Below are 19572 nucleotides of genomic sequence, written 5' to 3' on the forward strand. Positions count from 1 at the left end.
GCGAGGTAGGACCCTCGCGAGCCCGACCGCCTCGACACGTGCCGCAGGCACCCGGATGATGGGTATTGGGTAGATATGGCAGCGAGCAATGACCGCATCCCGCTGGCGGCACTGGAGCACGGCACCCCCTTCGCCGACCGGCACGTCGGCCCGCGCGCCGCGGACGTCGCCCGCATCCTGGACACCATCGGCGTCGGTTCGCTGGAGGAACTCGCCGAGCGCACCGTGCCCGCGGGCATCCGTGAGCGTGACCTGAGCCTGGGCCTGCCCACCGCGGCCACCGAGGCGGAGGCGCTGGCCGAGCTCAAGTGGTTGGCCGACCGCAACGAGGTACTGGTCCAGATGATCGGCCTCGGCTACTACGGCACCCACACCCCGCCGGTGATCCTGCGCAACGTGCTGGAGAGCCCGGCCTGGTACACGGCCTACACGCCGTACCAGCCGGAGATCTCGCAGGGCAGGCTCGAGGCCCTGTTGAACTTCCAGACCATGGTCGCCGACCTGACCGGCCTGCCCACCGCCAACGCCTCCATGCTGGACGAGGGCACCGCGGCCGCCGAGGCGATGACGCTGATCCGCCGGGCAGGCCGCTCCAAGTCCGCCCGGTTCGTGGTCGACGCCGACACCTTCCCGCAGACCCTCGCCGTGATCGAGACCCGCGCCGAACCGCTGGGCATCGAGGTCGTCCGCGCCGACCTGGAGCACGGCCTTCCCGATGGCGACTTCTTCGGCGTGCTGCTGTCCTACCCTGGCGACTCCGGCACCGTCCGCGACTTCCGCGCGCTCGTCGAACAGGTCCACGAGCGCGGCGCCAAGGCCGTCGTCGCCGCGGACCTGCTGGCGCTCACCCTGCTCACCGCGCCCGGCGAATTCGGCGCCGATGTCGCCGTCGGCACCACCCAGCGCTTCGGCGTACCGATGGGCTTCGGCGGACCGCACGCCGGGTACCTGGCCGTCGCCCAAGGCCTGGAGCGCCAGCTGCCTGGTCGCCTGGTCGGTGTGTCCACCGACGCCGACGGGAACCTCGCCTACCGGCTGGCGCTGCAGACCCGCGAGCAGCACATCCGCCGGGAGAAGGCGACCAGCAACATCTGCACCGCGCAGGTGCTGCTCGCCGTCGTCGCCTCCATGTACGCCGTCTACCACGGCCCCGACGGACTGCGGAACATCGCGGTCCGCACCCACCGCATGGCCGCCGTCCTCGCCGCCGGGCTTCGCTCCGGTGGTGTCGAGGTCGTGCACGACACCTTCTTCGACACGGTGCTGGCCAGGGTGCCGGGTCGGGCGACGGACATCGTCAGGGCAGCCCGCGACCGCGGCGTGAACCTGCGCTTTGTCGACTCCGATCACGTCGGCGTCGCCTGTGACGAGACGACCACTCGCTCGCACCTCGGTCTGGTGTGGCAGGCCTTCGGCGTCGAGGTGTCCGATGTGGACGTTCTCGACCAGGACACCGACGACCGGCTGCCCGAGCAGCTTCGCCGCACCAGCGAGTACCTGACGCACCCGGTGTTCCACACCCACCGCTCGGAGACCGGGCTGCTGCGTTACCTGCGGGGCCTGTCCGACAAGGACATCGCGCTGGACCGCAGCATGATCCCGTTGGGCTCCTGCACGATGAAGCTCAACGCCACCGCCGAGATGGAGCCGATCACCTGGCCCGCGTTCTCCCAGCTGCACCCCTTCGCGCCCGCGGAGCAGGCCGGTGGCCTGCTGAAGCTGGTCAAGGACCTGGAGCACTGGCTGGGCGAGATCACCGGCTACGACGCGGTGAGCATCCAGCCCAACGCGGGCAGCCAGGGCGAGTTCGCAGGCCTGCTGGCCATCCGCGCCTACCACCGCAGCCGCGGTCAGGAAGCCCGCGACATCTGCCTCATCCCCTCCAGCGCGCACGGCACCAACGCGGCCAGCGCCGTCATGGCGGGCATGCGCGTCGTGGTGGTCCGCTGCGACGACAAGGGCAACATCGACCTCGGGCACCTGCGGACCGTCGTGGACGAACACCGCGACGACCTGGCCGCAATCATGATCACCTACCCGTCCACGCACGGCGTGTACGAGGACACCGTCAGCGAGGTCTGCGAACTCGTGCACGAGGCGGGCGGGCAGGTCTACGTGGACGGCGCCAACCTCAACGCGTTGATCGGCCTGGCCAGGATGGGCAAGTTCGGTTCGGACGTCTCGCACCTGAACCTGCACAAGACGTTCTGCATCCCGCACGGTGGCGGTGGACCCGGCGTCGGCCCGATCGGCGTGCGCGAGCACCTCGCGCCGTTCCTGCCCAACCACCCGTTGCAGCCGCTGGCAGGCCCGGAGACCGGTGTCGGCCCGATCGCCGCCGCGCCCTGGGGCAGCGCCTCGATCCTGCCCATCTCCTGGGCCTACGTCCGCATGATGGGTGGCGACGGCCTGCGCCGCGCCACGCTGACCGCGGTCGCCGCCGCCAACTACGTGGCGCGGCGGCTGGATGAGCACTACCCGGTGCTCTACACCGGAGAGGGCGGCTTCGTCGCCCACGAGTGCATCCTCGACCTGCGCGGCATCACCAAGGACACCGGCGTCACCGTCGACGATGTGGCCAAGCGGCTGGCCGACTACGGCCTGCACGCCCCGACGATGTCGTTCCCGGTGGCGGGCACCCTGATGGTGGAGCCCACCGAAAGCGAGGACCTGGCCGAGCTGGACCGCTTCTGTGACGCCATGATCGCCATCCGCGGCGAGATCGCCAAGGTCGGCGCGGGGGAGTGGCCCGCCGACGACAACCCGCTGCGCAACGCCCCGCACACCGTCGCGAGCCTCGCGGGCGAATGGGACCACCCCTACACGCGGGAGCAGGCCGCCTTCCCCGCGGGCGTCGCCGAGAAGAAGGCCTGGCCCGCCGTCCGCCGCATCGACGGCGCCAAAGGCGACCGCAACCTGGTCTGCTCCTGCCCGCCCCTGGACGCCTACCGGTCCTGAAGCACACGTTTCGGCGACCTGGACCCCTCCGGCGGGTTCAGGTCGCCGAACGGGCGCTCAGGAGGACACCAAGGTGTTCTGTCGGGTCGCGATCCACCATTGGCCATCCTCTTTTACCAGTACGTAGAGGGCGACCATCGCCGGGTCCGCGTCGATCAACTCCCCGTCCGGTGTGGTGGCTCGGGCGGCCTTGCGTGCCAGCGCGATGTCGGACCGCAGGAAGACGATGTCCGTGACGTCATAACGGGCGTGTTCATCACGGAGAAACCCGGCGAAACCCTTGCGGGCGGCCGCGAGCAGGGCGTCCCGACCGTCGACCTGAACGCCCATCGCGTTGACCGCCGAGCCGTTGGCGGCAAACCGTTTCACCAGCAGTTCGGCGTCGTTGGTGTTGAACGCCGTCTGCGCCTCCGCGACGATCCCCCGGATCGCTTCGACGTTCTCCGCTGCTGCGGTCACCCCGATGGTGGGTGGTTGTGTTGAACTCATACGCCCAGCCTGCAACCTCAAGCTCCCTTGAGGTCAACGCCGACGAGCAGGTGTCTGCGGGGGAGCTTAAACGGCGGGTTGACCTTCAAGTTGCCTGAAGCCCGATGATGGGCGGGTGTCCACGTCTGAGCTGCTCACGATCGGCGTTTTCGCCCGCTCCAGCGGACTGACGGCCAGTGCGCTGCGTTTCTACGCAGGCTCCGGCCTGTTGCAGCCCGCGAGCGTCATGCCGCTGGACCGGATCGCCGAGGTCCTCGAGTCCGACAGCCGCGGTGCGGCTCACATCGTCGACGACCATGTCGCAGGCTTGACGCACCGGGTCCACCACGCGCGGGAAACGGCGATCCACCATTGGCCATCCTCCGGCGTCGAACGCATAGGGGATGACCCGCAACTCAGCCGGTGAGGGCTTTGGTCAGGGCTGTGCTGATGGCTGGGCCGTCGGGGGCGGGAATGAACTCGCCCTCGGTGGTTCTGGCGAGGCGTTCGAGGTCGGCTTGGTTGGCGACCTCGCCGATGCCGATGACGGTGATCGGCAGTTTCTTCTCGCCGGAGCGGAGTTGGGTGAGCTTGCTGATCAGGCCTTCGAAGCTGGTGCCGTCTTCGTTGCGGCCGGTGGTCAGCACGATCACGCGGTTGCGGCGGTTGGGCTGGTAGCTCTCCGCGGCCGCGGTGTAGGCGGCCAGCACGCTGCTGTACAGATGTGCCCCGCCTGCGGCCTGTAGTCGGTTGATCGCGGTGGTCAGCGCGGCGCGGTTCTGCTGAATCGCCAGCGGCTCGGACAGTGTGCGGTAGGGCTTGCCGTTCTCCGGGGACGCGAACGACCACAGTCGCAGCTCGCCGCGACTGTCGAGCTGGGCGCGCAGCGCGGCTCTTGCCCAGTCCATTGTGGACCTGCTGCCGCTCGATGCCGCCATGGCGCGGGAGCTTTCCACCAGCAGGGTCACGGCCTGACCGCCCGCGGCGGCGTTGGACCACGCCGTGGCCAGTTGCGCGGTGAGCATGGCGTCGCCGGGCGCCAGGCGTTGGGGGATGTCGGCCCAGCGGATGCCGGGGGAGGGGTCGGGGTGGTCTTTGCCCGTCCGCGTCCTGACCCCGGAGACCTTGGACAGGGTGGCCTGCTGCTCGGGTTCCTCGAGGAAGTCGCGGAAGCCCTGGGCGGCGACCACCAGTGCCTCGCTGTGTTCCTCGCCTGCCTCGGTGGCCAGCGCGAGGTACGGGAAGTCCGCGATGGGGTGAGTGCCCTGGGCGGGGATGCCGACCAGCGGGACCTGCGGTGCAGCGACTCCGTCGCGACCGAGGTTGCGGCGGTAGAGGTCCACCTCGAACACCGGCACCGCGTCGGTCCCCGCGGTGGCCATCGATGTGACCGTGGACAACTGCTCCAGTGCCGCACGGGTGGTGCCGGGGACTTCCCGTGGCGCGTTGTCGGCCAGTCTGGTGAGCAAGTCGGCGACCGGCTCCCTCGTGAGCATGTCCGCGGACAGCGGTTGAGCGGTCTGCGCGCCCGCGGCCGCCAGCACCGACTCGATGGTCACCGCGGTGGCCGGGTTGGCCGCCGGGTCGGGGTAGGCGACCTTGAACGCACCCCAGCCCGGCTGGTTGAACTTGGCCCAGCCGTTGGCGGAGGAGGTCAGATCAGGAAGGTCGGGCCAGCGGAAACCGCTGGAGACCGTGACCGCCGCCGCGCCATCGGCAGGAAGCGCCAACACCACCGGGCTGTAGGCCACCGACTCCGGCTGCGAGCCGATGATCGCGTTGTTCTCCGCCGACAGCCGGTGCGCCCACACCGAGGATTCGGTGATCCACGCCGACGGGATCGGGCCCAGGATGTTGGTCTCCCAACCCTTCGTCAGCCCGGACAGCACCGTCGCCGAGTCCAGCGCGGTCACCTCGGCCCGTACGCAGTAGTCCTTGACGACCTGGTTGGTGCCGTTCCAGGCGACCGCCGCCCTGCGGATCGCGTCGGCGATGCTCGGTTCGGCGACCACCCGCATCGCGACGCGCCCCTTGACGCAGCCCTCCGCCTGTGCGTTCGCCTGCCGCTGCACGTAGTCCGACAAGCTGTTCCAGCCGAGAAAACCGCCGACGACCAGCACGATCAGCGCGATGGCCAGCAGCGGCCAGCCGACGATCCGCCTGCGGAACGCGGCGAAGAAGGCGCCCAGCCCCATTGGCGTCCGTCCCCTCGCCCCCCGGCGATTTGTCACAAGATGCCAGAGAACGCTAACAGCGCTCGTGTCTTCGTCAATACGCGCCAGATGTCGTAATCAGGCCGTTGTGCCCGCGCGGGACGACCTTGGGTGTTGGGCTGAAGATCTTGCTGCGTGCCAGCGCGCCGATGGGTGGGATCAGCGGACGTGGGTAGCGTCGCGAACCGTGCCCACGTACTCCTCCACCAGGTCCTCCAAGGCCACCACGCCGCGGACGGAGCCGTCGGGGCCCACTGCCTTGGCCAGATGGCTCTGGGCTCGGCGAAGGGCGGTGACGGCCTCGTCCAAGCGGGCGTCCACGGGAAGTTCGGGTAGGCCGCGGATCTTGGACTTGGGCACCAGGGTGGTCGGCTCGTGGTCGACGAAGTCCAACACGTCCTTGACGTGGAGATATCCGGTGATCCGGCCGTCCTCTGCCCGCAGCGGGAAGCGGGAGAAGCCGGTCGCGGAGACCGCGGCCTCCACATCGCCGACCGTGGGGCTCGCGGGGACGGTGGTCAGCCGCTCCGGGGGAACCAGCACGTCCGCCACGGTGCGAGCGGTGGAGGACAGCGTCTTGGTCAGCCTCCGGTGCTCGGCGTCGTCCAGCAGACCTTCCCGGCGGGACTCGCTGATCATCTCCGCCAGTTCGGACGGCGTGTAGGCGGTGTCGAGTTCGTCCTTGGGCTCCACGCGCAACAGACGCAGCGTGCCGTTGGCGACGACGTTGAAGAAGCCGATGAAGGGCCGCACCAGCTTCACGAACGCCACGTGCGGCGGTACCAGCCACAGCGCGGTCCGCTCGGGACCGGCGATGGCGATGTTCTTCGGCACCATCTCGCCCAACACGATATGCAGCACCACCACAAAAAGCAGCGCGATGGTGAACGCGATCGGGTGCAGCAGCGCGGCGGGGATGCCCAGCGGAGCCAGCGCCGACTCGAGCAGGTGGGCGATCACCGGCTCGCTCAGCGCACCGAGACCCAAGGCGCACAGCGTGATGCCCAGTTGGGCGCCCGCCAACATCAGCGACACCTGCTCACCGGCTCTGATCACGATCGCGGCCCGTGCGTCGCCCGCGTGCAGCAGGGCCTCCAGCCGGTCGCGCCGGGCGGAGATCAACGCGAACTCGGCGCCGACGAAGAACGCGTTGGCCAGCAGCAGGAAAGCGGTCACGATCAACAGCAGGATGTCGGTCATGACACATCAACCCGAACACCGTTGGAGGCTGGGCGCACGACGGGCAGGGCTAACTCCGGCACCCGTGCCACCCGCAACTCGGCGATCCGGTTGCGGTCCATCCGCATCACGGTCAGCCGCCACCCGTCGACCCTGATCTCCTCGCCGACCTGAGGGATGTGTTCCAGCCTGGTCAGCATGAAACCGGCCACCGTTTCGTAGTCCCCGTCGGGCATCCGGAAGCCGGTGGCCTCGGACAACTCGTCCTCGCGGAGCAGACCGGACACCATCCAGCTGGCGCGGCCGAGCGGTCGGACCGGCGCCGCCTCGAAGCGGTCGTGTTCGTCCCGAACGTCGCCGATGATCTCCTCGAACAGGTCTTCCAGTGTGACCAGGCCCGCGGTGCCGCCGTACTCGTCGACCACGATCGCGGTTTGCAGACCCGAGGCGCGCAGCCGGTCGAGCAGGGCATCGCCCTCCAGCGACTCCGGCACCGTCGGCGCGGGCCTGGCCAGCGCGGACACCGGGGTGTTCGCGCGCTCCGCGGCAGGCACGCCGAAGGCCTGTTTGACGTGCACGATGCCGCGCACGTCGTCCAGATCCGTACCGTGGACGGGGAAGCGGGAGAAGCCGGTCCGCCGGGCCAACTCGATCAGATCGTGCACCGACGCGTCGTGACGCAGCGCCTCGACCTGGAGACGGGCGGTCATCAGCTCGTCGGCGGTGCGTTCACCGAAACGCAGCGAGCGGTCCAGCAGCGCGGCCGTCGAGGGGTCCAGCGTGCCCTGGGCGGCGCTGCTGCGGACCAGCGAGCCCAGCTCCTGGGGCGACCGCGCCGACCGCAGTTCCTCGGCGGGCTCCACCCCGAGCCCACGCACGATGATGTTCGCCCAGCCGTTGAGCAGGTTGATCATCCACCGGAACGCGGCGGAGAAGCCGACCTGAAACCCAGCCACCGCGCGGGCGGTGGGCAGCGGTTTGGCGATCGCGAGGTTCTTCGGCACCAGCTCGCCGAAGATCATCGACAAGGCGGTGGCGAAGGTGATCGCCAGGGTGTAGGTGATGGGCTGCACCGCGGCCGTCGGCACGCCCAGGGCGGCCAGCGACGGCCCGATCAGCCCCTCGATCACCGGCTCGGCGAGGTACCCGGTCACGATCGTGGTGATCGTGATGCCCAGCTGGGCACCGGAGAGCTGGAACGACAGGGTCCGATGCGCACGCCGCACGGTCTTCGCCCGCTTATCACCCCGTTGGGTGACGTGGGCGTCGACCTGGCTGCGTTCCAGAGCGGTCAACGAGAACTCGGCCGCCACGAAGATCGCGGTCCCGAGGGTCAGGATGACGACGCCGAGCAGTCCGAGGAGACTTGGCCAGGGGTCGCTCATCGCAAGCACCGCCTTGGTGCCCGCGTATGAAGGGGGTCGCCGGGTGGGGGATTGTCACCCGGCTTGCTACTGCAACCAGGCGAGCGCGCCTCGCGCACGTGGAGCTCACTCCTCGCGAAAAGTTCTGTCGGTGCTGAGTAGAACCAGTGTACGTACTCCTGAGCACTCACCCATGCGGTGAGTACCCAGAAGCACGACGCGTCGCGGAAATGATGACGTTTACTTCAATGCCGCGGTGGAATCCCGCAGCACCACCTCGGGCGAAATCGGCACGATCCGCGGCGACTCCGGGGCCTGGCCTTCCAGCACCAGTTGCGCGGCCCTTTCGCCCATCTCGATCAGCGGCAACCGCACGGTCGTCAGCCTGGGGCAGATGTCCTGGAGGGCCGGGATGTCGTCGAAACCGGCCACCGACACCTCCTCGGGCACTCGGATGCCGTCGGCCCGCAGCGCCGCCATGGCACCGGCCGCCATCAGGTCGCTGACCGCGAACAGGCAGGTGATGCCCGAACCGGCGACACCCAGTTCGGTGGCCCCACGATGGCCATCGTCCCTGGACAGGTCGCTGTGCACGATGTCCTCGGCTCGCAGCACCAGCCCGGCCTCGGCCAGTCCGGCGCGGAAGCCCTCCAGGCGCTCCCGCGCGGTGAGCAGGTCCGGCGGACCGGCCAGCACACCGAACCGGCGGTGGCCGAGCGCGACCAGTTCGGTGGCCAACTCCCGCGCTCCCGTGCGGTTGTCCGGCACCACCGAGTCGGCGGGAAGTGCGGCCTGCGACACGCAGGCGACCCTTCCGCCCTGGTCGGCATACGCCTCGATCTGGGTGGCCAACCGTTCCGTCGCCTGGCTGTCGGCAAGCCTGCTGCCGACCAGGATGACCGCGCGGGCTCGGTGCGCCCGCAGGTTTGCCAGTAGTGCCAACTCGCGGTCGGCGTCGCGGTGCGTAGTGCCCAGCACAACGAGCAGTCCGGCCTCTTCCGCCTTGCGGGTGACACCGTCGGCCACGCCTGCCGCGTAGGGGTCCGTGATGTCGTTGACCAGCAGCCCGAGCAGCGCGCTGCTGTTGCGTGCCAGCGCCTGTGCCGACGCGTTGGGCAGATAACCCAGTTCGCCCGCGCTTGCCATGACGCGATCACGAAGTGCCCCACTGACCTGCCGGGTACTGCCATTCAGTACCCGAGATGCGGTAGCCAGGGATACCCCCGCATGTTTCGCGACTTCCACAAGCGTTGTTTGCCTGCGCCCCACCTCTCACCTCCCTGCGTGCTTGCGGAGCGTAATGGGACAGAGGCCACAAAAAGCGCTCGTTTGGCCCGACCGTTCTCGTTCCGTTGTGGAAAGCGTTAACCTGTTCAACTCAGCATCCGTGGCAGTGATCACAATTCGGAGGCAGAGAGATAGAGGTATGAATAAGTTCCCTTAGCCCTGCTACGAGCTGCCACGCCTTGATGCGCCATTCGGCGTAACTACCGGGGCCGATCGCAGCCGCGCTAGTAGCGGCAGCTACCGACCGTGTGGTACCGGTAGCCAACTCGTCGCCAGCAACCGCTTTCATGCGGCGAGTCCACCCCGCAGCGCCGCGGGGCGGGTTTCATGGGAGGGACTCCACAGTGGGCGTTGTAGCAAGCGATTCCGGCACGCCGCCACCGACAACTTCGGACGATCGCAGCTTCTTCGGACAGCCGCGTGCGCTGTCCACTCTGTTCTTCACCGAGATGTGGGAACGCTTCTCCTATTACGGCATGAGGGCGATCCTCGCCTTCTATCTGTATTACGAGACGTCCAAGGGCGGTCTCGGCTGGGATGAGAACGATGCGTTGACCTTCGTCGGCATCTACGGTTCCGCCATTTACATGACCGGCGTTCTGGGCGGATGGATCTCCGACCGCTTCACGGGTCCGCAGAAATGCACCCTCTGGGGCGGCATTCTGATCATGCTGGGCCACATCTCGCTGGCCACGCCCTTCGCGGAGAGTTCGCTCTACCTGGGTATCTTCTTCCTGGTCATCGGTACCGGTCTGCTCAAGCCCACGATCAACAGCGTGGTGGGCGGCCTGTACAGCAAGGAGGACACCCGCCGGGACGCGGGCTTCACGATCTTCTACCTGTCGGTGAACATCGGCGCTTTCGCGGGCCAGCTGATCACCGGGTGGCTGTCCACCGACCCGTCCTACGGCTTCCACTGGGCCTTCGGCGCCGCCGCGGTCGGCATGGCGCTGGGTCTGACCCAGTACGTGCTCGGACGCAAGCGCATCCCCAGTAGCACCGACGTGGCGACCAACCCGTTGACGCCGGAGGAGCGCGGCGCCACCATCACCCGCATCACGATCATCGGTATCGCGTTCGCGGCGATCCTGGTGGGGATGGGCTTGCTGGGCTGGTTCAACCGGACCGGCATCGGCTGGCTGGTGACCACGCTGTCGGTGGTGCTGCCGATCATGTACCTGACGGTGATGATCCGCAGCCCGCGTACCACGGAGGTAGAGCGGTCCCGGATGATCGCCTACATTCCGCTGTTCATCGCGATCGCGTTGTTCTTCCTGCTGTTCGAGCAGCAGCCGCATGTGCTGAACCTGTTCGCCGACACCCGCATGGACCGCATGGTGCTGGGCTTCGACGTGCCCGCCGCCTGGTTCCAATCGGTCAACCCGTTCGCCATCATGCTGTTGGCCCCGCTGTTCGCCTGGATGTGGACCCGCTTGGGCACCCGGCAGGTGACCACCCCGGTCAAGTTCGCGCTGGCGATGGTCGGTATCGGCTTCGCGTACCTGATCATGGTGGGTGCCGTGATGACCGGTGACGCCAAGGTGAGCCTGTGGTGGCTGGTCAGCATGCTCGTGGTGATGACCGCCGCCGAGCTGCTCATCTCCCCGATCGGCCTGTCGGTGACGACCAAGCTGGCGCCGGAGGCGTTCAAGTCCCAGACCGTGGGTCTGTTCTTCCTCGGCCCGGCCGCGGGCCAGGGCATCGGCGCGCAGGTGACGCACTTCTACACCGAGTCCACCGAGGCGGCCTACTTCGGTGGCCTGTTCATCGCCGCGACCGTGCTGGGTGTTCTGCTCTTCCTCAGCAGGAACATCATCTCGAAGTACATGCGCGGCGTGCACTGAGATTTCGCATTTCCGGTGGCGCCCAGGGCAATGGCCTTGGGCGCCACCGTCATTTCCGTCCGAGGACGGTCAATGGGCCGTCGGCGGTGTAGTCGCGAGTGTGATCGGGGCGGCCAGACGGGACCGTGCTGTCCCAGCCGCCGATGCGGATTTCGCCCAGTTCGCCGAGGTGGTCACGATGCAGAACGTAGAGCGAGAACGTCTCGAAGTCCTCGGTCCTGCTTTGCGCCCAGGCGATGGCACCGTCCACATCGCAGTCGGACAGGACGAATTCCCACACCTCATATCCGATCTGCTCCAACGGGATACCCGATGGCAGAGCGGGTCGATTGAAGAAGCGCACCAGATACGACGGCGAGTCCGAGATCCAGGCGACCGAGCCGTACTCGAGATCCTTGACGTCCACCATTCAAGCCTGGACTACAGGAGCAAGTTCATTTCACGCCGCGGTGGCGGCGGACCGAGTCCTCGACCAGGTTCAGCACCGGGTCGAGATCATCCGCGGGCAGACCCATCGCGAGGTGGGAGACCAGGCCCTCCAGCACAAGCTCCAGATACGCCGTGAGTACGTTCACATCGACATCGTCGCGGAGTTTGCCCGCGTCGCGCTGGCGCTGTAGACGGGCCCGGGTGGCGGCTGTGAGCTGCTCGGACCGTTCGGCCCAGCGGGCGCGGAAGTCGGGATCGGTGCGCAGCCTGCGGGACACCTCCAGACGGGTCCCCAGCCAGGCCGTCGGGCTGTTCTCCACCTCGTCCGGCTTGCTGTCCAGCAGGTCGCGCATCACCTGAACCAAGCCCTGTTCGGCGACAACCGCGGCCATTCGGGCGGCATCGTCCTCGGCAAGTGCGAGGAAAAGGGACTCCTTGTCACGGAAATGGTGGAAGATGGCACCGCGGGACAATCCGGTGGCTTCTTCGAGCCGTCGAACCGTTGCGCCTTCGTATCCGTGGCGGGCGAAACAGGACCGGGCACCGTCGAGGATCTGGCGTCGACGTGCGTCTAGGTGGTCCTGACTGACCCTGGGCATATCACCGATGGTGTCAGCCGATGGTGAGATCCTGCAAACCGTACGTACTTATTGCACCCGTGATGCTTATCGCCGCCTCGGGATCGAGTGCGATTGTCAGTGCTGCCGTGTAGCGTCGATCTCCGATCACAGGGGGTGGCAAAAGATGGCAGTCCAACGATGTATCTCAACTACCGACCTCGACCATGCCGCCGGCCTGGCTGCGTTCCGTGATTGTGCGGAGGCGGAAGCCTACGTAGCCTCCGTCTGCTTCAAGCACGGCCCACCGGCTATGACCGGCGTCGAGCTGGAGTGGACGGTGCACCACGCCGACGACCTGGCCAGACCGCTGGATGCTCCGACGTTATCCGACGCGCTCGGCGACTACAGCCCACAGACCCTTCAACCCGATTCACCGCATCAGCCGCTCCCCAGTGGGGCATTGATCACCGTTGAGCCCGGTGGCCAGGTAGAGATCTCCTCCCAGCCACAGCGAGGCCTTGCAGAACTCATCTCCTCCACCAGGACCGATATCGCGGTTCTCACCGAACTTCTCGCCCGCTCCGGGCTGGTCCTCGGCGAACACGGCATCGATCCGCTCCGGCGGCCACGGCGGCTGCTCACCGTCCCGCGCTATCGCGCGATGGAATCCAGCTGCGACCGCATCGGACCGGATGGTCGCCAGATGATGTGCAACACCGCAGGACTCCAGGTCTGCCTGGACTCCGGAGAGGAATGGGAGTACCGGGACCGGTGGGCCGCCGCCCACGCACTCGGCCCGGCGCTCATCGCCCTGTTCGCCAACTCGCCGCGGGTCGGCGGGCAGGACAGCGGCTGGGCCTCGGCCCGCACGCGTGCCCTGCTCGGCACCGATCCGCCCCGCACCAGACCCGCCCCGGTGGGCGGTGAGCCGGGCACAAGCTGGGCCCGGCGCGTCCTAAACACCCCGCTCATGTGCGTACGCCGTCCCGGGGCCGACTGGGACGCACCGCACGGCGTCACCTTCGCCGACTGGATCCGCGGCGCGATGAGCACCTTGCCCACCGCCGATGACCTCGACTATCACCTGACCACGTTCTTCCCCCCGGTACGCCCCCGCGGCTACCTGGAAATCCGCTATGTGGACACCCAGCGGGGGGACGAATGGATCGTGCCGCTGGTGCTGATCTCGGCCCTGTTCGTGAACCACGACATGGTCCGGGCGGTACTAGAGGTCACGAGGCCGTCTGCCCACCGATGGGTGCACGCGGCCCGGGATGGACTGGCCGATCCGGTACTGGCGGACACCGCGGACGCCGTGGTGCGGCTGGCGGAACCGGCGCTGGCGGGCTTCGGCCTGCCCACCGAGGAACTCGACTTCATCGCTGAAGTTCTCGACCGACGGCTCGCGGGCCTGCAGCCCGCAACGACGGGAGGCAGCAGAGCATGACAGCGCATCTGGACCAAGACCCCGAGCGGTTGCGGGAGCGGCTCGCCGCCGACCTCACCCGCTCCAGGGCCCGCAGTGCGGTACTCACCGATGTGAACGACGAAGACCTGGCGACGCAGCATTCCCCGCTGATGTCACCGCTGGTGTGGGACCTCGCGCATATCGGCAACCAGGAGGAGCTCTGGCTGGTCCGCGATGTCGGCGGACGGGAGGCCGTGCGCTCCGATATCGATGAGCTTTACGACGCGTTCAAGCACGCCCGCGCGGACCGACCCGCGCTGCCGTTGCTGGACCCCGCCCAGTCCAGGAACTATGTCCGGTCGGTGCGGGACAAGGTGTTCGACATCCTCGACGACGTCCCGCTGGAGGGCAGGCCCCTGCTGGACAAGGGCTTCGCCTTCGGGATGATCGTGCAGCACGAGCAGCAGCACGACGAGACGATGCTGGCCACCCACCAGCTTCGCAAGGGCGGCCCGCTGCTCCAGGCCGCCGACCCGCCGCCCGCCCGCGCCGGGCGGCTGCCCGCCGAGGTGGGCATCCCGGCCGGTCCGTTCACGATGGGCACCACCACCGAGCCGTGGGCGCTGGACAACGAGCGGCCCGCGCACCAGGTGCAGGTGAACGCCTTCTTCATCGACACCGTGCCGGTGACCAACGGCCGGTACGCCGAGTTCATCGCCGCGGGCGGGTATGACGATCCGCGGTGGTGGAGCGAGGCGGGCTGGGCGCACATCAGGGAGAAGAACGTGCGGGCGCCGCGGTTCTGGCGCCGCGACGGCGACGGCTGGCTGCGCAGGCGCTTCGGCGTCATCGAGCCGGTGCCCGCCGACGAGCCCGTGGTGCACGTGTCCTTCCACGAGGCGCAGGCCTACGCCGCGTGGGCAGGCAGGCGGCTGCCGACCGAGGCCGAATGGGAGAAGGCGGCCCGCTTCGACCCAGCCACCGGCCGCTCACTGCGCTACCCGTGGGGCGATGAGGACCCGGCCGAGGAGCACGCCAACCTCGGCCAGCGGCACCTGCGGCCCGCCTCGGTGGGCGCCTATCCGGCGGGTGCATCGCCGACGGGTGTGCACCAGTTGATCGGCGACGTGTGGGAGTGGACCAGCAGCGACTTCGCGCCGTACCCGGGGTTCAAGGCCTTCCCGTACCGGGAGTACTCGGAGGTGTTCTTCGGGCCGAAGTACAAGGTGCTGCGGGGTGGTTCCTTCGGCACCGACTCCGCCGCCTGCCGGGGCACGTTCCGCAACTGGGACTACCCGATCCGGCGGCAGATCTTCAGCGGCTTCCGCTGCGCCAGGGATGCCGGGCCCGGCGAGCTGACCTGACATGTGCAGGCATCTCTGCTACCTGGGTCCGCCGGTGAACCTGGCGGAGCTGGTGCTGTACCCGCCGCATTCGCTGCTGCGGCAGACCTACGCACCCCGGGACATGCGCGAGGGCGGCACGATCAACGTGGACGGTTTCGGGGTGGGCTGGTACGCGGGCCGCCCCGAACCGCTGCTCTACCGCCGCGCCGTTCCCATGTGGACGGACAGCAACTTCGCCGAGCTGGCCACCGTGGTCACCGCGGGCGCGGTGCTCGCCGCGGTGCGCTCGGCGACTGTGGGCATGCCGATCACCGACCCCGCCTGCGCACCGTTTCGCGAGGGCAACCTGCTGTTCAGCCACAACGGCCGGATCGCGGGCTGGCCGGAGTCGATACTCGACCTGCTCGGTGAGCTGTCCGCGCCGGACCTGTTGACCTGGCCGGTGATCACCGATTCCGCGCTGCTGTTCGCCCTCGTGCAGTCCAGGGTCGCCGACGGCGTCGACCCCGCGGACGCGCTGGCCAGCGTGGTCTACGACGTGAGCACGCTCGCGCCGGGATCACGGTTGAACCTGATGCTCACCGACGGCGAGCAGGTCGCCGCCACCACCTGGACGCACTCGCTGTGGATTCGCCGCGATATGGCCGCGGTGACCGTCAGCTCCGAACCCTTCGACGACGACCCCGCCTGGCAGGAGGTGCCCGACCAACACCTGGTGATCGCTTCACCGGCCACTCTGGAGCTTCACGATCTGACGGCTCCGCGTATCGCGACCGAGCCCAACCCGGCAGCAGACAAGCCGCGCCGCCCGATGTGACCAGGAGAATCATGACTCGCACCGTCGAGGTCCAACTCGATCCTGACGACGCCGTCCGCGCACTGCGCACCGACGCCGCCACCGGTCTCACCGCGTCTCCGAAATGGCTGCCGCCCAAGTGGTTCTACGACGCGCGGGGCAGTGAGCTGTTCGAGCGGATCACCGCGCTGCCCGAGTACTACCCGACCCGCGCGGAACGGGAGATCCTGACCACCCGCGCGGCCGAGATCGCGACCGCCTCACAGGCCGAATGCCTGATCGAGCTGGGCTCCGGCTCCTCGGAGAAGACCCGGCTGCTGCTGTCCTCGCTGCGTGCGGCGGGCACGCTGCGCCGATTCGTGCCGCTGGATGTGTCGATCTCGGCGCTGCAGGGCGCGGTGGACACGCTCACCGAGGACTACCCGGGTCTGGTCATCGACGGCATCGTCGCCGACTTCACCAAGCACCTGGACGTACTGCCCGCCGACCGCGGCAGGCTGGTGGCGTTCCTCGGTGGCACCATCGGCAACCTGCTGCCCGACGAGCGGACGATGTTCTTCAAGTCCATCCGCGATGTGCTGACCCCCGGTGAGCACCTGCTCATCGGTGCCGACCTGGTGAAGGACCCCGCGGTGCTGGTGCCCGCCTACGACGACGCGGCGGGCGTCACCGCGGAATTCAATCGCAACGTGCTCCACGTCCTCAACCGCGAACTCGACGGCGACCTCGACGTGAACGCCTTCGAGCACGTCGCGCGGTGGGACGCCGAGAACGAGTGGGTCGAAATGCGCCTGCGCGCCACCCGCGAGGTGCGGGCCCGGCTGGCCGCGATCGACCTCGACGTCCACTTCGCGGCGGGGGAGGAGCTTCGCACCGAGATCTCCGCGAAGTTCCGCGCCGAGGGCCTCGCCGCCGAGTTGGGGGCCGCCGGTTTCGAGGTCCGCGACCGCTGGCTGGACGCGGAGGAGCGGTTCTCCGTCACCCTCGCCGCGGCCTGCTGATCACCCTGGCGGCAACCGGTGCGTGTCGCCGGTTGCCGCCCACCGCCGCTCAGCAGTCGATCGCCGATCGTGTCGACGTCCCTCCGACCGGGGGATTCCGGAACCTTTACACCGGTTGACCGCCGTCGAGGGGCGGATTCATTGGTTACCCATGAGTAAGCTACGGCGCATGAACCCACTGTCCTCCGCGGTCAACAAGCTGGGGAAATCGGAGCTCTTCGCCAAGGTCGGCAGGGCCATCGTCCCGTTCGACGCGGCGCTGCAGCGGCTCACCAAGGGCCGGATCACCGTCGCAGGCCTTGGCGGCGTGCCGACCGGCCTGCTCACCGTCACCGGTCGCAAGACCGGGCAGCCACGTTCGGTGCCGCTGCTCTACGTCGAACACGACGGCGGCTACCTCGTCGTCGCGTCCAACTGGGGCCAGCAGCACCACCCGGCCTGGTCGGCGAACCTGCTGGCCAATCCCGACGCCACCCTGGTGCACCGCGGCCGCACCGTCCCGGTCCGCGCCGAACTCCTCACCGGTGAGCGCCGCGCTGAGACCTGGTCCGTGGTCACCAGGACCTGGCCCGCCTTCGACACCTACGACGAGCGGTCCGGCGAACGCGAAATCCGAGTCTTCTTCCTCCGCCCCCGCAATCCCTGACCCGCCGCGGCGGCGCTACGAGGTGTGCTCGTAGTAGCTCACGATGTTGCGGGCAAGGGTGCTTGCAGCGATGCGACCGGTGCCGTCTTCATCGAGTTCGCCCCAGCGTTCATCGGACGCACCGCGGCTGAAGCGCGCGGCCTGCATGCAGTTCAGGTAATCCTCCCGCAGGATCCAGCCATCGCCGTCGGTGTCGGCCAGTTCCACAATGGACTGGGCGTAGGCGTGCAGGTGCGGCAGCAACTCCTCTGGTCGGTACAGTGCCTCGGCGAACTCCTCGCGGCTGACCTTGCCGTCACCGTCGATATCGGCGATGAAGGCCAGGCTCCGCCACAGGCGCAGGTGCGCGTCGAGTGCGTTGTTCGCCTTGTCCGAATTCTCGGGCAGATCGAACGCGCCGATCAGGGCGTCGGCCTGGGCGATGAAGTCCTCCTCCTCGATGAGGCCGTCCCCGTCGTAGTCGAGCTTCTCGAACTTGATGTCCAGTCGTGTTTCCAGCGCCTGCGGCATGGTTGCGCTCCCTGGTGGATCTGCCTGGATAGGGCGCGTCCATCGTGTCCGGGTTGATCGAGATCGCCCAGCCCCGGATCGGCGGACAGCAGGGGTGAACCTTCCTCGCACACAGTGATCGCTTTCGCACGGGGATGCTTTTCGCGAACCGGCAACCTCAGGTCACTCTCCGGCACCAGTTCTGTCCCGTTCGTTCCCCGCGCCCGGCCCGAAGCGGTCTGATGGTGGCGACACAGAACTCCCGGGGGGATTCACGGGTGGGTGATTCGACCGAGCGCGGTCCGCGATCGCATGCCAACACCGCGACCGACACGACCGCCGACAACCTTCTTCAGGCACGCGACGTGCACGGTGGCGTCCATTTCCACAGCCCGCCCGCCAAACGGCATGCGATGACGGCCGCGTGGGTCGCCACCGCTGTCGCCGCCGCCGCGGTGGTGGTGCTTGTCGCGTTCGACTTCAGGCCCAGGGCGGGGGAGCAGCCGAGCACTTCGACGTCGGGACCCGTCACCGCGACCTCCACCGCGGCAGTTGCGGCGACCTTCGACGGCACCTGGACCGGCACGATGAACTCGCCGCTCGCGATCGTCGGCAAGTGGACGTTCACGTTGACGATCTCCGGGAAGTCGCCCGCGCCGTTCACATCCCCTTCGCTGGGCTGTAAGGGCACGATGACCGTCACGTCGGTGGACGACTCCACCATGGAGCTTCGCGGCGAAGTCACCTCGGACCCCCACCGCCGGTGCGCGCCCTCGGCCACTCTCGCGCTTACCCAACTCCCCGATGGCCGCCTGGATGCTTCGTGGCAGGACTCGACCGAGTCCACCAACAGGGCGACGGGTCAGCTCTCGCGTTCGTAGTCAGTCCGGAATGGAACCAAACCGCTCGGCCGAGCCGGGCCGGGCGCCGTCCTGGGTCTCCTGTGCCTGACCCCATGCGACGAGGCTTTCCCTGTTCCAGGTGAGCCGCTGGTGGCGAAGGTCGGCCAGAATCCCGTCCAGCCAACCGATTTCGGCGCGGATGAGGTGGGCCGTGTACTCGTCCTCGATCGCGAGGACCCGCGGCAGCCCCGTCATCGGCGTCGCAAGCTGCTCAAGGTTTGTGGTGAGCGTTGATCTGCGTTCGTCAAGCAGCCGAGCCACCGTCTCCGGGGTTTCAACTGCCATCGAGGCGAGCGCGGCCGGGAACGCGGGATGTTCCACGGCGGGAGTGCGCAGCAGTTCGTGTAGCGACTCGAACATCGCCCGGGTGCCTGCCTCGGTGATCCGGTACACCGTGCGGGCGGGGTAGCGGCTGACCCGCTCGGTGTCGGACACCTCGACCAAACCGTCGCGCTCAAGCCGAAACACGGTCTGCTGCACGCTGTTGCGCTGGGCGACGTTCACAACCCTGCTTTTGCCCCGGTCCACCACGAGTTTGTGCAGCCGGTACACGTGCAGAGGCTGCTCGAACAGCAGCACGAGCACAACGAGGCCGAGAGTGGACGGTCGACGCGGGGACACCCCCTTACGATAGGGCCGAGACCGACTAGATATAGACTAACTAGATATAATATGTCTATCT

At 68.1% G+C, this 19572-nt stretch carries 18 protein-coding genes; 8 read left to right on the forward strand and 10 right to left on the reverse strand.

Annotated features, from left to right (window positions below; all coding sequences use genetic code 11):
- The first annotated feature begins 75 nt into the window (after window positions 1-75).
- Window positions 76-2958, forward strand: coding sequence for an aminomethyl-transferring glycine dehydrogenase (gene gcvP, locus ACU6XJ_RS23580; RefSeq protein WP_476315750.1), 2883 nt, complete (start codon window positions 76-78; stop codon window positions 2956-2958).
- Window positions 2959-3015: 57 nt separating this feature from the next.
- Here gcvP and ACU6XJ_RS23585 read toward each other — a convergent pair whose 3' ends face one another.
- Window positions 3016-3447: an SgcJ/EcaC family oxidoreductase gene (locus tag ACU6XJ_RS23585; protein WP_476315753.1), complete on the reverse strand. Its 432-nt coding sequence runs from the start codon at window positions 3445-3447 to the stop codon at window positions 3016-3018.
- 115 nt (window positions 3448-3562) lie between these two features.
- Here ACU6XJ_RS23585 and ACU6XJ_RS23590 point away from each other — a divergent pair, with 115 nt between their 5' ends.
- Window positions 3563-3853, forward strand: coding sequence for a MerR family transcriptional regulator (locus ACU6XJ_RS23590; protein WP_476315755.1), 291 nt, complete (start codon window positions 3563-3565; stop codon window positions 3851-3853).
- Here ACU6XJ_RS23590 and ACU6XJ_RS23595 read toward each other — a convergent pair.
- The 4 genes from ACU6XJ_RS23595 to ACU6XJ_RS23610 all read right to left on the reverse strand — a co-directional run bounded on the left by ACU6XJ_RS23595 (window position 3843) and on the right by ACU6XJ_RS23610 (window position 9451).
- A complete protein-coding gene (locus ACU6XJ_RS23595; protein ID WP_476315758.1) occupies window positions 3843-5621 on the reverse strand; it encodes a VWA domain-containing protein in 1779 nt (592 codons plus the stop codon). The two genes, ACU6XJ_RS23590 and ACU6XJ_RS23595, sit on opposite strands and share 11 nt — an antisense overlap.
- A 177-nt stretch (window positions 5622-5798) precedes the next feature.
- On the reverse strand, window positions 5799-6839 hold the full coding sequence (locus ACU6XJ_RS23600) for a hemolysin family protein (protein ID WP_476315761.1): 1041 nt from the start codon (window positions 6837-6839) through the stop codon (window positions 5799-5801).
- Window positions 6836-8203, reverse strand: a complete 1368-nt coding sequence (locus ACU6XJ_RS23605) for a hemolysin family protein (protein WP_476315763.1) — start codon at window positions 8201-8203, stop codon at window positions 6836-6838. Before ACU6XJ_RS23605 ends, ACU6XJ_RS23600 begins: the two co-directional genes overlap by 4 nt.
- Before the next feature lie 219 nt (window positions 8204-8422).
- Window positions 8423-9451 carry a LacI family DNA-binding transcriptional regulator gene (locus tag ACU6XJ_RS23610; protein WP_476315765.1) on the reverse strand — a complete coding sequence of 343 codons (1029 nt, stop codon included), beginning with the start codon at window positions 9449-9451 and terminating at the stop codon, window positions 8423-8425.
- A 362-nt stretch (window positions 9452-9813) separates the two neighbouring features.
- Between ACU6XJ_RS23610 and ACU6XJ_RS23615 the strand changes: the two genes are divergently transcribed.
- Window positions 9814-11313 carry a peptide MFS transporter gene (locus ACU6XJ_RS23615; protein ID WP_476315767.1) on the forward strand — a complete coding sequence of 500 codons (1500 nt, stop codon included), beginning with the start codon at window positions 9814-9816 and terminating at the stop codon, window positions 11311-11313.
- A 49-nt stretch (window positions 11314-11362) separates the two neighbouring features.
- Here the strand turns inward: ACU6XJ_RS23615 and ACU6XJ_RS23620 are convergent, their stop codons facing one another.
- Both ACU6XJ_RS23620 and ACU6XJ_RS23625 read right to left on the reverse strand, forming a co-directional pair.
- Window positions 11363-11719, reverse strand: a complete 357-nt coding sequence (locus ACU6XJ_RS23620) for a hypothetical protein (RefSeq protein WP_476315769.1) — start codon at window positions 11717-11719, stop codon at window positions 11363-11365.
- A 28-nt stretch (window positions 11720-11747) separates the two neighbouring features.
- Entirely contained in the window at window positions 11748-12341 is a 594-nt protein-coding gene (locus ACU6XJ_RS23625) for a TetR/AcrR family transcriptional regulator (protein ID WP_476315771.1), read from the reverse strand.
- 145 nt (window positions 12342-12486) lie between these two features.
- Here ACU6XJ_RS23625 and egtA point away from each other — a divergent pair, with 145 nt between their 5' ends.
- The 5 genes from egtA to ACU6XJ_RS23650 all read left to right on the forward strand — a co-directional run bounded on the left by egtA (window position 12487) and on the right by ACU6XJ_RS23650 (window position 17499).
- Complete coding sequence (gene egtA, locus ACU6XJ_RS23630; RefSeq protein WP_476315773.1) at window positions 12487-13749, forward strand: ergothioneine biosynthesis glutamate--cysteine ligase EgtA; 1263 nt, start codon at window positions 12487-12489, stop codon at window positions 13747-13749.
- Window positions 13746-15074, forward strand: a complete 1329-nt coding sequence (gene egtB, locus ACU6XJ_RS23635; protein WP_476315775.1) for an ergothioneine biosynthesis protein EgtB — start codon at window positions 13746-13748, stop codon at window positions 15072-15074. Before egtA ends, egtB begins: the two co-directional genes overlap by 4 nt.
- Before the next feature lies 1 nt (window position 15075).
- On the forward strand, window positions 15076-15873 hold the full coding sequence (gene egtC / locus ACU6XJ_RS23640; RefSeq protein WP_476315777.1) for an ergothioneine biosynthesis protein EgtC: 798 nt from the start codon (window positions 15076-15078) through the stop codon (window positions 15871-15873).
- A gap of 11 nt (window positions 15874-15884) precedes the next feature.
- Complete coding sequence (gene egtD, locus ACU6XJ_RS23645) at window positions 15885-16853, forward strand: L-histidine N(alpha)-methyltransferase (RefSeq protein ID WP_476315780.1); 969 nt, start codon at window positions 15885-15887, stop codon at window positions 16851-16853.
- Window positions 16854-17022: 169 nt separating this feature from the next.
- Window positions 17023-17499 carry a nitroreductase family deazaflavin-dependent oxidoreductase gene (locus ACU6XJ_RS23650; protein ID WP_476315783.1) on the forward strand — a complete coding sequence of 159 codons (477 nt, stop codon included), beginning with the start codon at window positions 17023-17025 and terminating at the stop codon, window positions 17497-17499.
- Between the two features lie 15 nt (window positions 17500-17514).
- On the opposite strand, the gene ACU6XJ_RS23655 is transcribed toward ACU6XJ_RS23650, so the two are convergent.
- From ACU6XJ_RS23655 to ACU6XJ_RS23665, 3 genes are all read right to left on the reverse strand, one after another.
- Window positions 17515-18009: an EF-hand domain-containing protein gene (locus ACU6XJ_RS23655; RefSeq protein ID WP_476315785.1), complete on the reverse strand. Its 495-nt coding sequence runs from the start codon at window positions 18007-18009 to the stop codon at window positions 17515-17517.
- A gap of 331 nt (window positions 18010-18340) precedes the next feature.
- Complete coding sequence (locus ACU6XJ_RS23660; RefSeq protein WP_476315788.1) at window positions 18341-18733, reverse strand: hypothetical protein; 393 nt, start codon at window positions 18731-18733, stop codon at window positions 18341-18343.
- A gap of 136 nt (window positions 18734-18869) precedes the next feature.
- The gene (locus ACU6XJ_RS23665) at window positions 18870-19511 is read right to left on the reverse strand and encodes a PadR family transcriptional regulator (protein WP_476315790.1); all 642 of its coding nucleotides are present in this window, start codon (window positions 19509-19511) and stop codon (window positions 18870-18872) included.
- Between the last annotated feature and the right edge of the window lie 61 nt (window positions 19512-19572).

The sequence above is a fragment of the Actinorectispora metalli genome, from assembly GCF_056323685.1.

Bases quoted from the DNA above. Each gene is read 5' to 3' on its own strand.
- ACU6XJ_RS23605 (WP_476315763.1), bottom strand. From the start codon at position 8,203: ATGAGCGACCCCTGGCCAAGTCTCCTCGGACTGCTCGGCGTCGTCATC.
- egtD (WP_476315780.1), top strand. From the start codon at position 15,885: ATGACTCGCACCGTCGAGGTCCAACTCGATCCTGACGACGCCGTCCGC.
- ACU6XJ_RS23595 (WP_476315758.1), bottom strand. From the start codon at position 5,621: ATGGGGCTGGGCGCCTTCTTCGCCGCGTTCCGCAGGCGGATCGTCGGC.
- ACU6XJ_RS23655 (WP_476315785.1), bottom strand. From the start codon at position 18,009: ATGCCGCAGGCGCTGGAAACACGACTGGACATCAAGTTCGAGAAGCTC.
- gcvP (WP_476315750.1), top strand. From the start codon at position 76: ATGGCAGCGAGCAATGACCGCATCCCGCTGGCGGCACTGGAGCACGGC.
- ACU6XJ_RS23585 (WP_476315753.1), bottom strand. From the start codon at position 3,447: ATGAGTTCAACACAACCACCCACCATCGGGGTGACCGCAGCAGCGGAG.
- egtC (WP_476315777.1), top strand. From the start codon at position 15,076: ATGTGCAGGCATCTCTGCTACCTGGGTCCGCCGGTGAACCTGGCGGAG.
- ACU6XJ_RS23600 (WP_476315761.1), bottom strand. From the start codon at position 6,839: ATGACCGACATCCTGCTGTTGATCGTGACCGCTTTCCTGCTGCTGGCC.
- ACU6XJ_RS23625 (WP_476315771.1), bottom strand. From the start codon at position 12,341: ATGCCCAGGGTCAGTCAGGACCACCTAGACGCACGTCGACGCCAGATC.
- ACU6XJ_RS23650 (WP_476315783.1), top strand. From the start codon at position 17,023: ATGAACCCACTGTCCTCCGCGGTCAACAAGCTGGGGAAATCGGAGCTC.
- egtA (WP_476315773.1), top strand. From the start codon at position 12,487: ATGGCAGTCCAACGATGTATCTCAACTACCGACCTCGACCATGCCGCC.
- egtB (WP_476315775.1), top strand. From the start codon at position 13,746: ATGACAGCGCATCTGGACCAAGACCCCGAGCGGTTGCGGGAGCGGCTC.